The organism is Pedobacter sp. Leaf41, assembly GCF_001422545.1.
In the GTDB taxonomy this organism is placed as follows: domain Bacteria; phylum Bacteroidota; class Bacteroidia; order Sphingobacteriales; family Sphingobacteriaceae; genus Pedobacter.
Window position 1 is genome coordinate 1,505,137 of record NZ_LMLE01000001.1, and the last position, 21,843, is coordinate 1,526,979.

At 39.0% G+C, this 21,843-nt stretch carries 14 protein-coding genes and 1 tRNA gene; 8 read left to right on the top strand and 7 right to left on the bottom strand.

The window, feature by feature from the left end; all coding sequences use genetic code 11:
* Positions 1-44: 44 nt before the first annotated feature.
* From ASE92_RS06340 to ASE92_RS06365, 6 genes are all read right to left on the bottom strand, one after another.
* Positions 45-1,613 (bottom strand): sodium:solute symporter, encoded by a 1,569-nt coding sequence (locus tag ASE92_RS06340; RefSeq protein WP_056849192.1) that lies wholly within the window; start codon positions 1,611-1,613, stop codon positions 45-47.
* A gap of 311 nt (positions 1,614-1,924) precedes the next feature.
* On the bottom strand, positions 1,925-5,413 hold the full coding sequence (locus ASE92_RS06345; RefSeq protein WP_056849193.1) for a malectin domain-containing carbohydrate-binding protein: 3,489 nt from the start codon (positions 5,411-5,413) through the stop codon (positions 1,925-1,927).
* Between the two features lie 84 nt (positions 5,414-5,497).
* On the bottom strand, positions 5,498-8,305 hold the full coding sequence (locus tag ASE92_RS06350) for a glycoside hydrolase N-terminal domain-containing protein (RefSeq protein WP_056849194.1): 2,808 nt from the start codon (positions 8,303-8,305) through the stop codon (positions 5,498-5,500).
* A 6-nt stretch (positions 8,306-8,311) separates the two neighbouring features.
* A complete protein-coding gene (locus ASE92_RS06355; RefSeq protein ID WP_056849195.1) occupies positions 8,312-9,889 on the bottom strand; it encodes a glycoside hydrolase family 28 protein in 1,578 nt (525 codons plus the stop codon).
* A 141-nt stretch (positions 9,890-10,030) separates the two neighbouring features.
* Positions 10,031-11,584 carry a glycosyl hydrolase family 65 protein gene (locus tag ASE92_RS06360; RefSeq protein ID WP_056849196.1) on the bottom strand — a complete coding sequence of 518 codons (1,554 nt, stop codon included), beginning with the start codon at positions 11,582-11,584 and terminating at the stop codon, positions 10,031-10,033.
* Positions 11,584-14,328, bottom strand: a complete 2,745-nt coding sequence (locus ASE92_RS06365; RefSeq protein ID WP_056849197.1) for a hypothetical protein — start codon at positions 14,326-14,328, stop codon at positions 11,584-11,586. Before ASE92_RS06365 ends, ASE92_RS06360 begins: the two co-directional genes overlap by 1 nt.
* A 338-nt stretch (positions 14,329-14,666) precedes the next feature.
* Between ASE92_RS06365 and ASE92_RS06370 the strand changes: the two genes are divergently transcribed.
* The 5 genes from ASE92_RS06370 to ASE92_RS06390 all read left to right on the top strand — a co-directional run bounded on the left by ASE92_RS06370 (position 14,667) and on the right by ASE92_RS06390 (position 18,740).
* Positions 14,667-15,431: an SDR family NAD(P)-dependent oxidoreductase gene (locus tag ASE92_RS06370; protein ID WP_056849198.1), complete on the top strand. Its 765-nt coding sequence runs from the start codon at positions 14,667-14,669 to the stop codon at positions 15,429-15,431.
* A gap of 28 nt (positions 15,432-15,459) precedes the next feature.
* Positions 15,460-16,314: a fumarylacetoacetate hydrolase family protein gene (locus ASE92_RS06375; protein WP_056849199.1), complete on the top strand. Its 855-nt coding sequence runs from the start codon at positions 15,460-15,462 to the stop codon at positions 16,312-16,314.
* Between the two features lies 1 nt (position 16,315).
* Entirely contained in the window at positions 16,316-16,645 is a 330-nt protein-coding gene (locus ASE92_RS06380) for an L-rhamnose mutarotase (RefSeq protein WP_056849200.1), read from the top strand.
* 8 nt (positions 16,646-16,653) lie between these two features.
* A complete protein-coding gene (locus ASE92_RS06385) occupies positions 16,654-17,475 on the top strand; it encodes an amidohydrolase (protein WP_056849201.1) in 822 nt (273 codons plus the stop codon).
* A 95-nt stretch (positions 17,476-17,570) separates the two neighbouring features.
* Positions 17,571-18,740, top strand: coding sequence for an alpha-hydroxy acid oxidase (locus ASE92_RS06390; RefSeq protein ID WP_056849202.1), 1,170 nt, complete (start codon positions 17,571-17,573; stop codon positions 18,738-18,740).
* A 165-nt stretch (positions 18,741-18,905) separates the two neighbouring features.
* Here the strand turns inward: ASE92_RS06390 and ASE92_RS06395 are convergent, their stop codons facing one another.
* On the bottom strand, positions 18,906-20,057 hold the full coding sequence (locus ASE92_RS06395; protein ID WP_056849203.1) for an aldose epimerase family protein: 1,152 nt from the start codon (positions 20,055-20,057) through the stop codon (positions 18,906-18,908).
* A gap of 129 nt (positions 20,058-20,186) precedes the next feature.
* Between ASE92_RS06395 and ASE92_RS06400 the strand changes: the two genes are divergently transcribed.
* From ASE92_RS06400 to ASE92_RS06410, 3 genes are all read left to right on the top strand, one after another.
* Complete coding sequence (locus ASE92_RS06400) at positions 20,187-20,858, top strand: HAD family phosphatase (protein ID WP_056849204.1); 672 nt, start codon at positions 20,187-20,189, stop codon at positions 20,856-20,858.
* On the top strand, positions 20,858-21,556 hold the full coding sequence (locus ASE92_RS06405) for an NUDIX domain-containing protein (protein WP_056849205.1): 699 nt from the start codon (positions 20,858-20,860) through the stop codon (positions 21,554-21,556). Before ASE92_RS06400 ends, ASE92_RS06405 begins: the two co-directional genes overlap by 1 nt.
* A gap of 163 nt (positions 21,557-21,719) precedes the next feature.
* Positions 21,720-21,792: transfer RNA gene (locus ASE92_RS06410), tRNA-Lys, on the top strand.
* Positions 21,793-21,843: the final 51 nt, after the last annotated feature.

Consider the following 21,843-nt stretch of genomic DNA (forward strand, 5'->3'; position numbering starts at 1 on the left):
TTGATGTGGGATTTAATATGATAATTTGTGCAAATCCAGTGATGTTAATTTGCAGGTTCTATTTTTTTCTTCTTGATTTTGGTAACGAGAATTCCAACTAAAAATATGGTCAGCGTGCCGATTACGATAATCATGTTTTTATGCAAAGGGTTCCTGAAATTTTCATACTCCGGTGGTAATAGGGTGGAAAATGTCATCCAGATAATGACAACAATTCCGATGATGGTTGCGATTATTGCTTCGTGGTTTTTTGTTTGTTTACTAATAATTCCAAGTAAAAATAAACCCAGCATACCAGCAGCAAATATCCCAGATAGTTCCCACCAAACATCCAAAATGCTTTTGACGCCAATCATTGCAATTCCGGCAATCATCCCCAATAAGCCAAAACCCATCGTTCCAATGTGTAGCAGCGACAGATTCTGTTTTTCCGTTACATCGGGTTTGATGTATCGCTTGTAAATATCTTCAGAGAAAACCGTTGCAGATGCATTCATACCGGAACTGATGGTACTCATTGCTGCCGATAAAATTGCTGAAACGATTAATCCAACCAACCCCATCGGAATTTTGGTGACCATGAAATGCGGCATAATCTTATCGCCGTAATCTGATGGAAGCAATGCATTTTGAAGTTTCAAAACCTCTGAGGCACTTGTACCAACGGGCAATCTTTCAAGTGCTACCTGATGTTTGATGGACTGCACCAAGTCGGGATTAACTTCATAGTAGGCAAACAAGCAAGATCCTATAATAAAAAACAATAGCGATGCTGGAATATATAACCATACACAAAGCCATATGGATTTAGATGCAGCTTTACTTGACGATGCGGTATGGTAACGTTGGATATAATTCTGGTCCATCCCGAAATTATTCAAATTGATAAAAAACCCATACAGCAATACTACCCAAAACGAAGAGCCGACAAAATCCATTTTAAAACTTCCCAGACTAAATTTATCTGCCGATTTACCAATTTCCACGATTTTAGAAACGCCGCCAGGCATATTGGTCATAATGAGGTACAGGATGAGTAGAGCGCCGAATGTTTTCACTACAGCCTGCACCACTTCTGTCCAGATTACTGCCTCGATTCCACCTAACACCGTGTAAAATATAATGCAGATGCCCATCACAATCATGATCATTTGCATGGAATAGCCGGTTAGCGCTTGTAAACTTAACGCTATCCCGAAAAAAATGGATCCCATTCTGGCGAGTTGCGTGAGTAAAAAACAAAGCACGGAGTAAACCCTTGCCCAGGCGCCAAAACGTTTTTCTAAATGTGTATAGGCAGAGATTTCTCCTGTATTGCGATAAAAAGGAACAAAATATTTTGAGGCTACCCAAGCGGCCAGCGGCATGGAAATACTAAAAACAAATGCATTCCAGTTGCTTCCAAAGGCTTTCCCTGGAACACCCAAAAAAGTATTGCTGCTTAGAAACGTGGCATAAATTGATAAACCTATTGCCCATCCGGGAATAAGGCCCGAAGCTTTTATAAATTGTTCGGAGTTTTTATTTTTTCTTGAAAAATATACCCCAACTAATATCATCCCAACAAGGTATATGAAGATTATCGCAAGATCGAAAATAGGAAGACCTTTCATTACTTATTGGCTCGTTTATTAATTTGGTTAAAACAAATATGCATTTCTAAACATCAGCATTTATATAAGATTTTGGCTACATCTTGTACCATCTTATCTTTAAGAATAGTGTTACGGTGCAAGTTATCAGTTACAGGTCTGCAAGCCGAAAAATACAAACTTGTCCAATATGAGTTTATATCCGCTAGTAATCGTTTGAAGGCTAAGCACTATTTTACGAATTCATAACCTTTAACCTACAACCTTCAACCCGTAAATGAAGAAAGCCTAAACAGGTAACTAATAACCGGTAACTCGCAACTGATGCTATCCTATTGCACGTCCAAAGCATCAATCGCCAGCTCTTTCGCATCTGTTGCAATTAAACGCACTTTATAACTTCCTGCATTGATCATGCTGCCCGTATTGGTATTCAGATAATTCCATTTACCTGATTTTGTTGGGGCAAATTCGGCCTGTTCTGTTTTCATTAACGTGCCATCCGCAGAAAGAAATTCGATTTTAGCTTTTAAAATTTTTGAAAATGGATTATGGTATTTGATGGTTAAAGAATAGGTATCGGCCACTCCAACGCCTATCGACCATTCTAAAATTCCACCGCTACTTTCTTTAAAAATAACGCGTTGCTTATCCATTAAATTTTGTTTAACGATGCTTTGACCTGCTAGTTTTGCATCGGTTGCTTTGTAGCTAGTCACCGTTTTCAAATCGTAAGCTGGCTCAAGTTCACTTGGCTTAACAATGGCTATCGTCCTGATTTTGCCATTCACTGAAACCTGGTCGTTTGCTGAAAACCTTTTACGGAAGACTATAAATCTTTCTCCATCGCTGTTCTTAATCTGCGTTTTGGTATCCTCGTAATCGGCTGGCTTTTCATCGCTTTCATTTAAAGCCACGAAAACATCAGCTACTGCATTCACCTTAAAAACAAAATCTTTGTTATCTTTACTGATTTTAATCCACTCTGCGCTATATAAATTAGGTGGCAAGGAAGTAAATTGCACAGACGAATCTATAAATTGTTTATCGCCAATATCCATCCAACTACTGAGTTTAAAATTCTTTCCAGATGGAATGCTCACAACCGAATTAGACTGATTTTCAGTGATTTGAATTTTATCTAAGCTGGCAATGGCAATGGCTGAAATAAGCGCCTGCCCAACTTTGATCTGCGGAAACGATATCGTCAATTGTCCCGCTTTGCTGAAAACTTTTACTGTTTTCTTTAAAACAGTATTAGAACCTGCTTCTTTCCAAATATCAACATCCTTTAGCACGGTTTTGTCGTTAATTGCTACATCAAACAACCTCATTTTTTCAGCATTCATGCCGCCGCCGATTCCCAGCCAAGGTTCAATAAAATATAACTCTACTAAATATTCGCCATCTTTTGGAACAGGAAAACTAAACTTCAGCTGATCTCTACCATAACGGAAGGATTGGAAGAGCTTCCAATCTGAACTGCCCGCGATTGGCGAAAAGGTTCTTCGCTGACTAGCAAAAAATGAAGGTACTCCAGGAAAACCGGAAGTCCAGGAGGTTGAACCGTAATTTTCAGTATTGGAAGATAACTGTTGATCTGCCAACCATTGGTTCCCGAAATGATCTTGATAAGATGAGCCACCGCAATTTAACCGATATAAATAGTTGTACTTATCTTGAGGTTTTAAAAAATCGGTATTAATTACCAAGCGATCAAAGTTTGGAGATTTTGGAAGACTATTTAATATAATTTGATCTCTCGCCACGGCTTTTCCATTAACATATGCAACCGCATAAAGCACATTATATTTAACATTTGGCTTATTCCATTGAAAATGTGTTCCAATGGCGCCACGTTTCTGCTTGCCTAAAGATGATCCATCCACATCATTAAAAAGCTCTACCTCATCGCAGTTGGAATAAACCACAATGCTGTCTTTTATCCCTGGTTTTGACCAGCGATTTGGCCAGGTATGAGAAACAATGTAAACCATGGGCTCAGTAGCTTTTGGCGCATAATTGGCTCTGAACATGTAAAAAACGTCAGTCGGCTCTTCCCATGGGGTAAACATTCCTTTATAATTTACCGGACCAATGCGATCTAAATCTCGCAGGCCTTCTCCCCCCTGTACCCGACCCGGATTATCATGTGAACTGTATAACCAGAAGAAATGACCTGCAGTTTGCTCTCTTACCGTTTCTGCCAAACGAACTTTCGTTTCCATTAAATCGGTCATTTTGTTTTCAGTAAAACCTTTCCCGTTTGCGTCAACCTCATGGAGATCGATCGTTCTCCAGGCACCATATTCGCCAACCAAAACCTGTCTTTTTAAGTCTTCTCCATAAGTTGCAGGATTGCCTCCGTAAGTTCCTGTCCAGTTTTGCGGTACATCCCAATCGGTTCCTTTACCCCCATTACAAGTGGTTACTTTCCGTTGCGATGATGCCGTTGGATCTAATTTTCTGATCAATTCGGTGCATTCTCTTGCAAAATCTTCGGGTAAAGTACTCTCATTTTCTAAGCCCCACAATACAACCGACGGACTATTTCTGCGTTCCTTAACCCAGTCGACCAGTAATGATTTAAAGTTTTTTCTAAACTCAGGCGTATCATACCAAATATGAGCAGCCATTTGGGTCCAGCTTAAAATACCCAGCTCATCCCAATAGGTTTGGTAAAGTAAATTATGCGGTTGATGCGCATCGCGGAATGCGTTGAAACCCGCAGATTTAATTTGCATTACCCGCGAACGAATCTGCTCATTGCTAAAAGCATGACTGTTGCCAATTAAGTGCTCATATTCTGCAATTCCATTGATAAAAACTGGATTCCCATTTAAAAGAAATACTTTTTGATTTGCCTGTTCACCAATTGGCCAGCTAATCCATCTGATTCCGTAAGGCGTTTTTATTTCATCTATTACCTTACCATTTTCGATAATGGAAGTTTTTAAAGTATATAAATATGGATTTTCGAGCGACCATAATTTGGGATTGATAATCTCATCCGTTTTTTGATTAATTACAACTTCTTTCCCTGCGGGGATAACTATTTTTTTTGGCAGTGCTTTTTCGATAGTGCCTTCAGCATCTAACAACTGGTTGTATATTGTTACTGATTTAGGTTTTGAACCATAATTTTTGACAGTAGTAGCAAAATTTAACACGGCAGATTTTTCTGAAATCCTATTATCATTCCAGATGTGAACACCAAAAGGCTCAATTCGCAACTCATTGGTTACGATGAGATGTACAGGTCTGAAAACACCCATAGGTTGCGAACCTTCAGAAAACCCCCTTTCTGCAGAGCAACCGCCATCAACCCAGGGTAAATCCTGGATGTTTGCCGGGTGATCTGCCCTAATAGCCAATAAGTTTTCCTGATTATTTAATTTAATAACATCCGTCACATCTAAAGTAAAAGTAGTTCTTCCACCAGCATGATAACCAACTTTGTTTCCATTTAGCCAAATGGTGGCATAAGAGCCAACACCTTCAAAGTATAAGAAAAACCTTTTGCCGGTTTTAAGTTCATTGCTTTTAAAGGTTTTTCTATACCAGGCGTAACCATGTTTATTGCCGTGAAGTTTTCTTTGATATCCTTCGTACTGGTCCCAGTTGTGGGGAACGTTTACAGTTTTCCAGTTGAAAACTTTAAAGCCGATCGATTGGAAACCATCATGCGCCTTAATATCTTTTTCATTGGCTACAGTTTCCCAATTTGCATTGAGGGAAATATCTTTTCGAAGATTTTGAGCATGGGTATTCGATAGTAAAAACAGAAAAAAAATGATAAATGATGTCTTTTTATTCTTCATATTTCTTAGCCCTGACCTTCATTGCGAGTCACGAAGCAATCTTACTAATGAATCAGATTGCTTCGTACCTCGCAATGACGATTGTTAGAATTTAAAATCTTTATTCAATTTATAGCTTTCTCCAGCTTTTGTATCGAATTCTATTGCTTTATTTTGATAGCTGACTTTGCATTTACCGCCAACTTTAGAAAGGATATTAAGCGATGTTAATTTGCCGTCTTTCCAAGATAATTCGATCTCGAAACCACCTCTGGCCCGTAAACTACTAACATCTCCCTGAGGGATTTCTGTTGGTAAGGCAGGTAGAATATCGATAAATCCCTGGTGGCTTTGTACAATCATTTCTGCGATGCCGGCCGCACCACCAAAATTTCCATCAATCTGAAACGGCGGGTGGGCATCAAATAAGTTTACATAAGATCCGGCTCCACTTTTCGCTGGTTTAAGCAACATTTTTACCATTTCCATGCCATGGTCGCCATCTTTAAATCTTGCCCAAAAGTTAATCTTCCATGCCAAGCTCCAACCCGTGGCCTCATCGCCGCGGTAAAGCAAAGATTGTTTTGCGGCGTTCATCAACTTTTCATCCTGACTCCAGGTGATGTCATTTCCGGGAAATACACCCCATAAATGGGAAACGTGACGATGTTTATCAGTGGTATCGTCTTTATCTTCTAACCATTCTTGCAACTGGCCGTATTTTCCGATTTGGTTTGGCGCAATTGACTTCAGCTTTGCTGTCAATGAATTTCTAAAATCAGGATCAACACCTAAAATATCGGCAGCAGCAATGCAATTTTTAAATAAGGTACGGATGATCTGATGATCCATCGTTGGACCGGCCACTAAGCCACCGTTTTCCGGAGAGTTGGAAGGCGTACTGATTAACCAACCTGTTTTCAGATCTTTAACCAAAAAAGCATCGAAAAACAACGCCGCTCCTTTCATCAAGGGATAGGCTTCTTCCTTTAAGAATTGTTTATCCTGGCTAAATGCATAATGTTCCCATAAATGCTGACTTAACCAGGCGGCACCGCTTACCCAAATTCCATGATTGGAGGCATTGATAGGTGCCGTAGCATTCCAAATATCAGTATTGTGGTGCAAAACCCAGCCTGGGGCATCATAATATTCACGAGCGGTTTCGGCTCCAGCCTTCGCCAAACCCTCTATCTTCTTAACCAAAGGCTCATTTAATGGCGAAAGATTTAGAATTTCCGTTGGCCAGTAGTTCATCTCCATGTTAATGTTTGTGGTGTATTTACTTCCCCATGGTGGAGTAAGTAAATCATTCCAAATCCCTTGAAGATTTGCCGGTTGTGTACCAGGCCTTGAACTGGATATCAACAAATAGCGACCATATTGCATGTAAAGTGCAGCGAAAGCAGGATCATTGGCGCTGGCAAATTTTACTAAACGTTCATCAGTCGGCAGTATCTCATTTTCTGAGGTACCAAAATTAACTTTGAATTTATTATAGTAACTCTGGTATTCCTTAACATGATTTTTCTTCACTTCTTCGTACGACTTACCTTTCAACGAGGTTAGCGCTTGCATATTTGCCACCGCTGGATCGCCAGACACGTTTTGAGCATCTATAAAATTAGTTCCCGCTGTTAAATATAATGTCGCTTCATCAGCATTTGTAACCTTAATTTTTTCACCGATTGTTTTTATCGATCCATTTTTAACCTGGATAGTCAACCTGCTTTCACCCCTCAATACGCCATCTTTCACATTTACGGTAAGTGAAAGTGTGTTATTCGGTAACACTTTTACCACAGACTTTTGATGTAAACTAGATAAAGCAGCAGTAAAACTGATTGATTTTTTACGGTCAGCAGTAAGATTTATCACGATCGCCTGGTTAGGCTCACTCGCGAAATACTCTCTAATAAAATTAACTCCATTTGCCTGATAAGCAGTGCGAACGGTTGCAGTGGCTAAATCAAGAGATCGCTTATACTTACTAATTGAACCTTGATGAGCAAACTGTAAATTCAAATCACCAAAAGGCTGATAACTGGCTTGATACTGTGGAACGGCTGGAGGATTTTGATCCTGAATTTTATATTTCCAGGTTTTCACTAACGAAACGCCCTGTTCAATTGTTGCACCTACGGGATAAATACCGATCTTTTTACTCGTATCCTTATATCCACCTATCCCACCACGATCGTAATAGTTAAGCACCTGGATCGCAATTACGTTCTTACCAGGTTTAATCAGTTTTGCAGGAACAGTATATCTTCTGGCATCGGGGCCATCGGTATTGCCAACCAATTGGCCATTTACGTAGGTAAAGTCCTGATCGAAAATTTTGTTAAGATCAAGTACTAAATCTTTACCTACCCAGCTTTGTGCTACATCAAAGGTTGTCCTAAACCAAACTGAACCATCAACATTAGCTAAACCCACAGTTTCCCAACCTTCGTAAGCGGGTACCGCAATTGTTTTCCAGAGTTTGTCGTCATAATTCGCTGAAGCAGGGTTTCCAGTCATTCCCTTACCTTCCTTCATTTCCGCCACCCATGCTTTACGATTACCTGCTTCGCTTTGCAGGCCCATAAATTCTTTCTGAGCAAGTGCTTCAGCCTCTTTTTGCTTCCCCTCGAAAAGTAGTTCTCTAATCTCCGGAAGATATTTATAGGCGCCTTTCCGATTGTAGTCGCGAGGCTTTCCGGTCCATAAAGTTTCTTCGTTAAACTGAATATGGTCGTGAGTTACACCGCCATAGAACATTGCCCCAATTCTTCCGTTTCCAATTGGTAAGGCATCGGTCCATTTTTCTGCAGGTTGTTTATACCAGAGTTCCTGCTTGGCTTGTTGAGCAACAGAAACCTTGATGGTAAATAAGAGCGTAGCTATTACAATAATCGATTTAACTTTCATCGGGTTCTATTGTCCTTTATCACCAGAAACATAGTCTATCGCTTCGAAGGCGTCTTTTTCTTTTCTTACACCTACCCTGGCGTTTCTAAAATTGTTATTTCCTAAAGAGATATTTTTCGTTCCAGCACCGCTTAACCTTAAATAAGTGCCTGTTCCTGCCACTGGAAAAGAATTGTAAAGAAATAAATTACTTACATTTTTTAAGTCTACCACTGCGGCATCGTTATGCGGAGTGTACGTTTTAAGATTATTAATTACCAGATTATTTACTCTAGATACCTTTAAAGAAGCACCGATTTCTGTGTTCACCTGTACATTATGAAATTCAATTTTATTTGAAAAACTGATATCGAAGCCGGTTTTTGCATCCATATTAATATCGTTAAACGTGATATTTTCAATCGGCATTTCTTCTAAACCATTGAGGTAAGCTGCCTGGTTTACCTGGCCTGTGATATTGCTGAAGTGGATATTTCTGAATCTTGGGGTTCGATCAGACACCGGTTCTACATTCGTTTTAGCGTACTGCATGTCTAAAACAATGGCTTGCTGCTTAATATCTTTCATGATGATGTTGCTCACCCGAATTTCTTCCACTACACCACCCCTTCCTCTTGCAGTTTTAATTCTGATTCCTCTATCCGTTCCATCAAAAACACAATTAGATATCGTAATTTTTCGCACATCGCCAGACATTTCGCTGCCAATCACCACGCCGCCATGACCGGATAGCATCGTACAATTGGTAATTACATAATTTTCGGCTGGAATTGCCATTCTTCTTCCAGGCTCGTCCTTACCCGATTTAATCGTGATACAGTCATCGCCAACGCTAATATGGCAATCTGAAATGTGAACATTTTTACACGATTCCGGGTTAATTCCATCCGTATTTGGGGAGTGCGGATTGTTAATCGTTACTGCATGAATCTTTACATTTTCGCAAAACTCAGGGTTAACTGTCCAGAATGGAGAATTCTGTATGGTAATGCCTTCGATTAGTACGTTTTTACAAAACATGGTTTGAATAAAAGGCGGGCGAAGAAAACCTCGTTTCATTTGCTTTGGATCATCTGGCAAAAGAATGTCTTTGTTTAATTTATCGAATTCATATTGCCATTTAGAACGAGCTTGCCCTTCTTTATATCCTTCCACAAAATCCCACCACTTCTTGCCATGGCCATCAATTAGTCCACGCCCTATGATGGAGATATTCTCCGCTTTATAAGCATAAAATAATGGCGAAAAACTTTTAACATCAACCCCTTCGTATCTACTTTCCACCATTGGCAAATAATCATCAAAGTTATCGCTGAAGTGCAATTCAGCACCAGCATCAATAAAAATGGTGATATTACTTTTCAAATGTATTGCACCAGTAAGATATTTTCCCGCTGGGAAATAAACTGTTCCACCACCTGCTTTTGATGCCGCATCAATTGCCTTTTTGATGGCAGCGGTAGCCAATTTACTACTATCATTCTTCGCACCATATTTGGTAACATTGTAGAACGATTGTGCGTTAACGGAAAAATAAAAACCTGTTAATAGTAAAAAGATTAGCGACTTTAGGATGTGTTTCATTTTGTTTATTACTATTTATATTTTTAATTTATGATGTGATCATTTACAGTTAACTAAGCGTAAAGCAGGAAATGCTGCTTGAAGATTTCCGCCGTCGCGAAAAGGACGAACTGTCAAACTAACTACTGTCTTCAGCTTTCTTTAGTTCATCTCAACTTTTACAGGCTTCAATGTTTTAGATCTATAAATTTCTTTTCCATCAACAAACACCGTAAAACCTTTTCCTTTATTGTACTTTTTCCCGGTTTTGTCCCAGATTAAAGTCACTATTTTATTATGGTATGTTAGATTATCCAAAGCAAACCAATCCCATTTATTTTTAGGGATTAATGGGTAGATTTCTAACATATTATCCTGACGAGGTTTTAATCCAATCAGGTCATTAATAATCAAATCGTTAAAAGTGGAGTGATTATAAAAACTACTTCTAGGATTATCGCCTTTTAGCCATTCTCCCGTTTTTTCATCCTGATATTCGCCAATGTACGGTTTGCCATTTTTCACATGAGAAGCCGCATATTGATGCAGTTCCTGGTAAAAAACCTGTGCACTCATTTTACCGTGATTTTTGTAGTTTGTGAGCAAATTCGAAAGCCCTTTTAAGGTTTGCGAGCTTGCAAAAGGCCAAAGTGCACCATCCCATTCGCAGCTATGACCCGTACCACGGGTTCTAAAAGTTGGCTCCCGACGCTCGGCAGTAGTTAATCCCCAGGGAGCTTTAAAGCCGGCGGTATCCAATAATTGATTCCATGCCTTTGCGTATTCTGCCTTATCATCAGGCAGGTTGAAATCCCAAGGTGTAAAACCAATGGCTTCGCGTACATCAGCCGAACCACCTTTTGCTTTCCTGGTTTCAAAGAATGATTCAGATGAATTCCACAGACTATCCTGCACTAATTTTTTAATCGCTTTAGCCTTTGATTGATATTTTGAAACCAAAGCTTGATCGCTAAACATTTCAGCAATCTTCGCCAAAGCCACAGCATTTCCATACATGTAACTGTTAATGGTAGGGCGTTGATTTTGATCCTTCCTTGAGCCACTCACTGATTCTTCCATTCCATCTTTCACATCATGTTGCCAGAACAAGCCATTTTTAAGTTGTCGCTGAGTTTCCCATTTGGAATAATCTTCATCAAGTGCCGGAAGAATTTCTTTTAAAAAACCCTGATCAGGTTTTACCAGATAGTTCTGATAAACGGCATCATCAACCCAACTGCTAAATTGATGAAAACGTTGTTTTGTTTGACCAACATCGGCCTTATAAAGCCAAAATTTAATATAATCTTTTAAATAGCTATTGTCTTTTAACCAACGGCCTTCATAAATATGATGCCCTAAAGCACAGCTGATAGAGTTGTATTTTCCAGCGTGTTTTACAGGTTCAATAAATTCGGTAAAAATGAATCCTTCCGGTGTTTTAACCAAATGCTTTCTAAAGGTCCACCAACGGTAATAATAATTTTGTTCCAGAACAGAATCAGGGCATTCGAATAAAGGCGCCTGATCTGCCAGCCATTTAAAAGCGTCGGCATTTGGAATATAATTTTTTACCGCTTCGTCATCAATTGAATTAAAATACGATACATATCTATTTAATTTCTCAGTGCCTAAAATAGATTTTTGCTGTGTAAAGCCCGTAAACGCCATAACCGACAAGGAAATGGTCGCTATAAAATTTCGTGTATTTCTCATTATTCAAATAACCAGTCTATATCTTTTCCTCTACCATCTAAGCCTGCATTGAAGATACGCAGTTCTTGTTTATCATCAATAAAACCTAATATTAAACATTCGCCTTTACCCAAATTTAACGTATGCGTTCCTGCCGGGAATGAATAAGCATGTACGTTTGCCGGCGGAAAGCCGTTTATCACCAAAGCATTCGAAATTTTAATTTCCGACTGGCCATAGTTATTTGCACTTGCATCGGTTTCCAACTGAGGTGGCGCCAGGTATTTTGGGTTTTTCTGATTGAAAAATCCCACCAATAACTTTACTGGAGCTTTAGTCGAAAATTTGATTTCAGTAGCCGTTTTAACTTGTTTTTCCTTTGAAATTTTTATTCCTCTCAAACCGATCAATTGTTCGGCAACTTCTTTGATTTGAACGGTGGTATCTGTAAATACCTCCACATTTTTGTTGATGATGTATTTTGAAGATTCGTTAAGTACATTCACTTCAGCAGTTTTGTAAGGCATAACTTTAGCAACAGCTGCTCCGTTTACTAATTTTAAAGAATCGATGCTTTTTTTAAAATGGTTTAATTCTTTTGTAAAAACAGGCAACATTTCTTTCCAATGGATAAAAGTTTTATCAACTCCTCGCATTGGAATTTTTCTTTGTTTGGTTTGCATGCTATTGGCATATAAATAACTGCTTTCAGTAAGCTTAACCAGTTTAGCATAATGATCCACACTTTTTTGCAAAAAAGGCAATGCCTGCTCTAAATCGGCAACGTTGTTAGAGTATTTATACCTCAAAATCCATAGTGCTGATTTTACCTTTTCTGCATAGAAATTAGCCATTTCGTCATAGCAATACATGTCGTTTTTAAGGCGATTAAACTCTTCAATATCTTTGGTTGCTTTTACCTTTTCGATAGATGCCAATGCCTTTTTACCATGTTCCACCACTTCTTTAGCAACCTGAACAGGCGTTTCGCCAATGTGACCTTGTTTTTTCCATTCCTTTTCAGCGTACTCAATAATCATCTCGCCTTCTGGCGCTTCCGATTCGTACATCAATGTAAATAAACCGTAACGGAAAGGGTTAATTAACTGCGTCATCAGCATACCTAAAGTTAAGGTTTGGCGGTTGCCATCGGTAATGCCGTACCTACGCAATAATTTTGGCGATATCTCTCCAGACTCTTCATAGGCATTCAAGATTGATTTTCCATCCGCCAAGCTCGAACCATATTTATCAGCAAGCTGCTTGCCCCAATAATTAATTTCCTGTGGGCGATCACGTTCTGATTTCCAGGCGTATCTTGCCCATTCCTTGTACCAAATCCAGTCGCGATCTACCTCTAAAATCCTTCCTTTCACATCATCGGCGGCATAAGGCCAATCCCAATAGCTGTGTTGAGGATACAAATGCAAACCTTTAGCGTTGTATATTTTATTCATCGCTATAACCGATTTCTGAATAAAATCTGCAGATCCATATCTAAAAGGCTCCAGATTTGCCAGGATGTGAACGTTTGAAATGTTTATCGTGCCAATGGCTGCCAATTTCCGGTTGAGCTCTGCCCATGCACCACGAGGTTCGTAAGTTGTTAAAGCCTCGCCATTGAATTTATTTTCGGTATATAAGTTTTTATAAAAAGGTAAAGCTGCTTTCATCACCGCCGGTGCATCAGTATCGTGCGCCCGTAAAACAATTGGCGGCTCCTCTTTAATTCCGGCTGCCTTTAAACCGTCTTTCACTCCGGGTATAATGGTTTTGGTAAACCAGTCAATATCATCCTGACCGACACCTTCCATGGCCTCGCCTAGCGCAACCATTAAACCCACATTTGGATATTTTGCTACAAAAGCAGAAATAGATTTCTGTGTATAATCAGCAATTAAAGGAATAATCGGACGGTTCCTGTCTTGGGTCTTCAAGCCATGTTTGTCTGCAAAAGGTTTCGGGATAATGATGTTATAAAACATCTGAATAACCCAAATTCCACGTTTATCAGCCTCACTGGTTAGAAAACGGAAAATTTCTTCGTTCTTTTTTAAAGTCGCATCATCCACTTCAACCGCATAAGGATATTCTTTAAGCCTTAACAAGGATGAAAATGGATGTCCGTTCCATAAATAAAGAGAATTATAACGGTTTTCAACCATCATATCCAAATATTTTATCCATAGCTTTTTATCATACAACCATGGAAAAGACTCCTCCGTATAAGGATATTCATAAACATCATGACCAGGGAGATAATCGGGTTTTTGGAGGCCAATGCAAGTTCCCCTTAATACCATTTCCGGATGATCGGTATAGGAAAGCTTTGCTGGGAGAACTTTGTTTTCAGCAATTTTATCGGTCAAATCCAAACAACCATAAAGGGTTCCTGAATGGTCTGCACCTATAATATAAAGGGTTCCATCTTGATCATAAGAAACGGAAAAACCTTCTTTACCAGCTGTAGAAGCCTTGTTGACAATTGAAACCGGGAATTGCGGTTTAAAAATTTTGTCGTCTGCAGTGCCGATAACAATAGAATTTTTACCCTTTACAAACTTCTGTCGATAATCAACCACACTAAACTTAACGTTATAACCACTTGCAATCAACGCATCCGTCAGGCGTTTCAACCCAAACTTTTCACGTGTACCACTTTGCGAGGATATATAGATGGTTTTTGATTTTGCTGCTGGCGTTACTGAATTCGCTATCGCACTGCTCGAAATAAAAAGGAAAATAAAAATCAGAAAATTTCTCATTCGGTTGGCTCTAATAACAAACCTTGAAAACAAGGCTAAGGAAATAACATTTGGTTAAAAAGCTTATTTAAATATAAATAAATTATTCAAATATAAGTATTATAGCCTTTGGATTTTGTAATATTTCTGCAAGGTAAACCATCTTTCAATAACTTTAAAGGCAATATGACAACATCAGCAAGTATTTTGGTAAGAAGATCAAATTTTTAATCGAGAATATCTGCTTTATTTGTAAGTGTAAAAACAAAAACAAAGAGAAGCGTTGTATATATTTGCTTCTTACTCCGATTTCGATCAGGATTTTAACCAAATTATCAATTATTAATCTGAAAAAAAATATGTTTTCATTACAAAATAAACGAGCTGTAGTTACAGGTGGTGGAAGTGGAATTGGAAAAGCCATAGCGACCATATTGGCAAAACAAGGTGCAGAAGTGCACATCATCGAGCTGGGTGTAGAACAAGCTGCCGGAGCGTTATCAGAAATTGAAGCGGCTGGCGGAAAGGCTTTTAGTTACGCTTGCGACGTTGCTGACCATCAGGCAGTAAAAGAAATTTTCAGTAGAATCGGAGCGATTAACATTTTGGTAAACAACGCTGGCATTGCCCATATTGGTAAGGCCGATACCACTGAAGAATCTGATTTCGACAAGGTAATGCGTGTGAATGTAAAAGGCGTATATAATTGCTTGTACGCTGCTATCCCACAATTGCGGGAAGCTGGCGGTGGTGTAATTATCAATATGGCTTCCATTGCTGCATTAATCGGACTACCAGATCGTTTTGTTTACAGCACTGCAAAGGGTGCAGTTAAAGCGATGACCATGAGCGTTGCAAAAGATTATATCGGCGAAAATATCAGATGCAACTCTATTTCTCCAGCCAGAGTGCATACGCCTTTTGTTGATGGGTTTCTACAAAAGAACTATCCAGATAATATTGATGAAATGTTTGAGAAACTTTCGAAAACTCAACCAATTGGGAGGATGGCGAAGCCGGAGGAAGTTGGTGCCCTTGCTTTATATTTATGTAGCGATGAAGCTTCTTTTATAACCGGCTGCGATTATCCTATTGATGGCGGCTTTACTACATTAAATAATTAGATAAAATACAATATAAATACTTTCTAAAATGAAATTAATACGATTTGGCGAACCAGGATTTGAAAAACCAGGTGTGATTATCAATGAAAAATATTACGACGCTTCATCATTGGTTGATGATTATAACGAGACCTTTTTTGGTGGCGACGGTTTGGAAAAATTAAAGAGAGATCTTGAGTCGGCTGATTTACCAGAGGTTGATCAAAATGTACGTTTGGGAGCAGCGCTTGCTCGCCCATCAAAACTTATTTGCGTAGGCTTAAACTATAAAGATCATGCTGCAGAAACCAATGCGGCGATCCCCACGGAGCCTATTTTGTTTTTTAAGGCAACATCAGCAATCGTTGGTCCGAATGACGATTTAGTGATTCCAAAAAACAGCAAAAAAACTGACTGGGAAGTGGAACTGGCTATCGTGATTGGCAAAAAAGCCAGTTATGTTTCAGAAGAAAACGCTTTAGATCATGTTGCAGGTTATGTTTTGCATAATGATTACAGCGAACGCGAATTCCAACTGGAAAGAAACGGACAATGGGTTAAGGGTAAAAGCTGCGACACATTCGCCCCTATCGGCCCATTTATTGCCACCCAAGACGAAATTGCTGACGTCCACAATCTTCGCCTTTGGCTAACCGTGAATGGTAAAACATTACAAGATGGAAACACATCGAATCTGATTTTCAATGTTCCTTTCATGATTTCCTACATCAGCCAGTTTATGACACTTTTACCTGGCGACGTGATTACTACCGGAACACCTGCAGGTGTTGGTTTGGGCCAAAAACCTGAACCATGGTATTTAAAAGCCGGTGATGTGGTAGAATTGGGAATTGACGGCTTAGGCAGCAGCAAACAAACTGTTAAAGCTTACAACGGAAACTAACATGAAAAGATACTGCTTTACGCTCGATTTGATCGACAATGACGACCTAATTGCTGCTTACAAGCAGTATCATCAATCGGTTTGGCCTGAAATTTTACAAAGCATTAAATCTTCTGGGATAGATGACATGGAAATTTACCTTTCCGGAACCCGCCTTTTCATGGTGATGGATGTAAACGACAGCTTTACTTTTGAAAAGAAAACAGCAGCCGATTTAAAGAATGCGAAAGTGCAGGAATGGGAAGAGTTGATGTGGAAATATCAGCAAGCCTTGCCCGGTGCTTTACCCGGCGAAAAATGGAGATTGATGGACCAGATTTTTAAACTATAACAATTATTATGATCGACTCTCACGTACATTTCTGGAATTTCGAGCCTGTTAGAGACAGTTGGATTTCAGAGGAAATGAATGCCATCCGGAAAGACTTTTCTCCAAAAAATTTGATGCGAACTTACAATGAGCTTCAAATTTCAGGTTGTGTTGCAGTTCAGGCAAACCAGTCGGAAGCTGAAAATGATTTTTTGCTTACGCTTGCGGAGCAAAATGAAATGATCAAAGGAATAGTGGGATGGGTTGATTTGAAAGACAAAAATTTACCAGATCGATTAAGTCATTGGAAAAACTTTAAAAAGATTAAGGGTTTCAGGCATGTTTTGCAGGCCGAAAGCCACGAGTTTATTGTGGATCCGAAATTTGTTGATGGCGTAAAGCAGCTTAACGAGTTTGCATTCACCTATGATTTACTTTGCTACCATAACCAACTGAAAAGTATTTTGGAACTGGTTGACCAACTTCCAGATCAACCGCTGGTTTTAGATCATTGTGCTAAACCCGATGTAAAATCTCAAGACCTCAAAACATGGTCTGGTCATATCAAAACGCTTGCGCAAAACAAAAATGTATCATGCAAAGTTTCTGGACTGTTAGCCGAAGCCGATTGGAAAAACTGGAAGGAAGTCGAAATATTTAATTGTTTCGATGTGATTTTTGAGAATTTTGGCTGCGAAAGAGTGATGTATGGCAGTGATTGGCCAGTAATGCTCATCAGTCGGCCATACCAGGATTGGTTTAACTTGGTAACTAAGTATGCAATGCAATTTACTGATGCCGAAAGAAAACTTATTTTTGGAGAGAATGCAAGTGCTTTTTACAAACTCTGATAATTAAACCAGGCCGATAGAACAGGATGGAAAATTTAATTTAAAATATTAGTTTTCGCCTCTAGAACCAAATAATAGATAATGAACAAATTAATATGAGTAAAAAGATCACATTCCCTTATAATCCACAATATCCCTCCATTGCCGATTTAAGAGTTAAGGCGAAGTCAAGAATTCCAAAGTTTGCTTTCGACTATCTCGAAGGGGGTTGCAATGAAGGACTCAACCTCATTAGAAACGAAAACGATTTTGACGACATTTATTTAAAACCAAACTACTTAAAAGTGGGTGGTGATATTGACATGTCTGTCGAACTTTTCGGTCGCCGTTATAGTTCACCGTTTGGAATTTCGCCGATTGGTTTGCAAGGTTTAATGTGGCCAAACGCACCAGAAATTTTAGCGAGGGCCGCAGCAAAAGCAGATATCCCATATACGCTCAGTACGGTATCTACGAGCAGCATCGAACGTATTGCTGAAGTATCGGATGGAAAAGCCTGGTTCCAATTATATCATCCGACAGAAAATAGCTTAAGAGATGATATCCTTAAAAGATTAAAAGCAGTAGAGTGCCCGGTTCTGGTCGTTTTAGTTGATGTACCGGCTTTTGGTTTACGATACAAAGAGATCAAGAGTGGACTTTCTATCCCACCAAAAATGTCTGTCAATAATATTCTGCAAGCTTTTGCCCGTCCACTATGGGGAATAAAAACGCTGCAACATGGCATTCCTTCTTTCGCAACATTAAAACCTTACATGGAAAAAGGCATGGATATGTCGCAATTGGGGCAATTTATGAACAAAACCTTCACCGGAAAAGTTGATATCGAAAAAGTTTCGGCTATCCGCGAGATTTGGAAAGGACCTTTGGTACTTAAAGGAATTGCTACCGATGAAGATATGCAGGCAGCGATTCAAATTGGTGTAGATGGTGTAATTGTATCTAACCATGGCGGCAGACAAATTGATGCAGGCGAATCCTCTATCAATTCGTTAATCAAACTCGCCGCTAATCCGGCATACAAATCAAAGCTTAAAATTATGATGGACGGAGGTATTCGTTCAGGTGTAGATTTAGCAAGGGCACATGCCGTAGGTTCGGAATTTAATTTTATGGGCCGCCCTTTTATGTATGGCGTAGGTGCGCTTGGCAATGAAGGTGGTGATCATACCATCAATATGTTCAAAACGCATTTGTATCAGATTATGCAGCAGTTAACCATTGAGAAAATTACTCAGTTTCCTGATCGGTTACTACACCCTTAAAATTCCCTGAAGGGGACTTTGCATAGCACAGATAACATGATCCAAAACAAAAAAGCAAGACTTGGTAGGTCTTGCTTTTTGTATTTATATCTATTCCAAGCAAGTGGAAGTCTATTTAGGAACAGCCAGCTTGCTTTTCAACTCTCCCTTCAGGGGGCTGGGGGCTTATTTAGAAAACTTATAAGTAGAGCTGGTTTTGTAAGTTTCTCCAGGTTTTAATACCGTTGAAGCAAAGTTCGGGTGATTCGGTGCATCTGGGAAATGTTGTGTTTCCAGGCAAAAGGCCGAACGGTGAGGATACGATTTACCACCTTTTCCGTCTTTATCTGCACCCGTCAAAAAGTTTCCACTGTAGAACTGTAAGCCAGGCTCAGTGGTAAAAACTTCTAATATAATTCCTGTCGACAGACTTTTAACCTTTGCAACAGCAGTTTTACCATCATTTGCTTTAAGTGCAAAATTATGGTCGTAGCCTTTACCGTATTTCAACTGCTGGTCATTTTCATCAATTGATTTGCCTATGGCTTTGGCGGTATTAAAATCAAAAGCAGTGCCTTTAACTGGTTGTAACTTACCTGTAGGAATCAACGTTGAATCAACAGGTGTATACGCATCAGCAGCAATCATTAATTCGTGGTTTAAAATCGTTTTATTTCCTTCACCATTTAAATTGAAGTAGGCATGATTGGTTAAGTTAACCACCGTTGTTTTATCTGTGGTAGCAGTGTAATCAATTGTTAATGAATTATCTTCCGATAGGCTGTAAACCACTTTCACATCAAGCTTTCCGGGATAACCCGCCTCGCCATCTTTAGAAATGTAAGTAAGTTCTAATTTTTGTCCGTTTAACTGCTTGGCTTCCCAAACTTTTGAAAAGAAACCATCTGTTCCGCCATGTAAAGTGTTTATCCCATCATTTAACTGAAGTTGATACTCCTTACCCTCTAGGCTAAATTTTCCCTTAGCAATTCTGTTACCATATCTACCGATTAAAGCACCGAAAAAAGGCTCTCCTTTTTTGCGATAGGCTCCGATACTATCATATCCTAAAACCACATCGGTGAGCTTGTTATCTTTATCGGGTACCATAAGCGAAACAATTCGACCACCATAATTGGAAATTGTAACTACTGCACCTTGCTTATTTTTCAAGGTGAAAAGCTTCACTTCTTTGCCATCAAGTGTGGTGTTATATTTTGATGAATCGGCCTGAACACTTGTTTCATCCTTTTTTTCACTTTTTGGATTGCAGGAATATAACGTGGCCGCTAAGCAAATTGCTGCAATTGGAAAGCCTTTTAAAAAAATTCGTTTCATAAGATTTATTTTGGTTAAGGCTAAAGTATGAAAAATAAATTAACGTTATTCCAACGATTATCAATTAAATTTAAGGTAATATTGATTGGATTAGCTCACATCTAAAAATTTCACATAATTTAGCGGCTTATGCAAAATTTCGACTTCAAACCTACAGCATTTCTGTTCGATTTGAATGGCACCATGATCAACGATATGCAATACCATACCATGGCTTGGCATTCCATTATGAATGAAGATTTAGGTGCAAATTTAGATTACGAAACCATTAAGCACGAGATGTATGGCAAAAACCACGAAGTTTTAGAGCGGGTATTTGGTAGCAATAAATTTTCTCCATCAGAAATAGAAAAGCTTTCTATGGATAAGGAGAAAAAATATCAGGAAGGCTATTTTCCGCATCTGGCTTTAATTTCCGGACTAGACAAGTTTTTAGATTTCGCAAGGCAAAAAAATATCGCGATGGCCATTGGTTCTGCAGCAATTCCGTTTAATATCGATTTCGTTGTTGATGGATTAAACATTCGCAATTACCTAAACGCGATAGTGAGTGCAGATGATGTCGAAATTAGCAAGCCAGATCCTGAAACATTTTTAAAGGCAGCTGCAGCATTAGATATCTCGCCGCAAGATTGTTTGGTTTTTGAAGATGCGCCGAAAGGCGTCGAATCAGCATTAAATGCTGGAATGAAATGCATCGTGCTCACCACCACCCACAGCATCGAGGAATTTGATGGATACCCGAACATCTTAGGCTTTATTAGTGATTATAACGACAAAAAACTTAACTCTCTTTTTTAATGGGAAAATATTCAAATCAAAAACCCGTCCTTGTTGCTGTAGATTGCATTATTTTTGGTTACGATGGCGATCAGCTTAAACTGTTAGTAATTAAAAGGGCGATTGAACCGGTCAAAGATCAGTGGAGTTTAATGGGCGGTTTTATTGGCGACACTGAAGATTTAGATGGCGCTGCAAAAAGGATTCTTTTAGAATTAACAGGCTTACATGATGTTTACCTGGAGCAGCTCCATTCCTATGGTCGCCCAGACCGTGACCCTATCGAACGCACCATTTCGGTTGTTTATTTCGCTTTGATTGACATTAACAAATATAGCAAACAGATCAACGATCAATACCACGCAGAATGGTTTAAGTTAAAAGAAGTACCCGAACTGATTTTCGACCATAACGATATGGTTAAGGCTGCTATGGCGAAGATTCGTTACCAGGCGGCATTACACCCGATTTTGTTTGAGCTGCTGCCAAAGAAATTCACCATCCCACAATTACAAGCACTTTACGAGCAGGTTTACGACTCACCGATTGATAACCGCAACTTTATTCGTAAAATTACTGCCAGCGGACTGCTAATTAAACAAAATGAAAAAGATAAATCGAATTCGAGGCGTGGTGCTTTTTATTTCAAGTTGGATAAAAACAAACATAAGGCACAATTTCAATCGTTTTTGAACTTTATTCCAAAGACTATAAAATAATTCTAAAAAATTTTTCAAACGCTATGCAAGCTTACAAAATTCAAAATCAACGAGTTGGCTTTACATTTTTTTAACTTTGAAATATTTTTTTAATAATTTTTTAAATTTATTTGTTCGATTAATTTTTATCTCTATATTTGCACCTCCTTAAACAAAAGGAAATGATTCCGTAGCTCAGCTGGTAGAGCATTACACTTTTAATGTAGTGGTCCTGGGTTCGAATCCCAGCGGGATCACAGAAGATAGTATCAAAACTACGTAAAAGCTTGCAAATCAAATGATTGCAA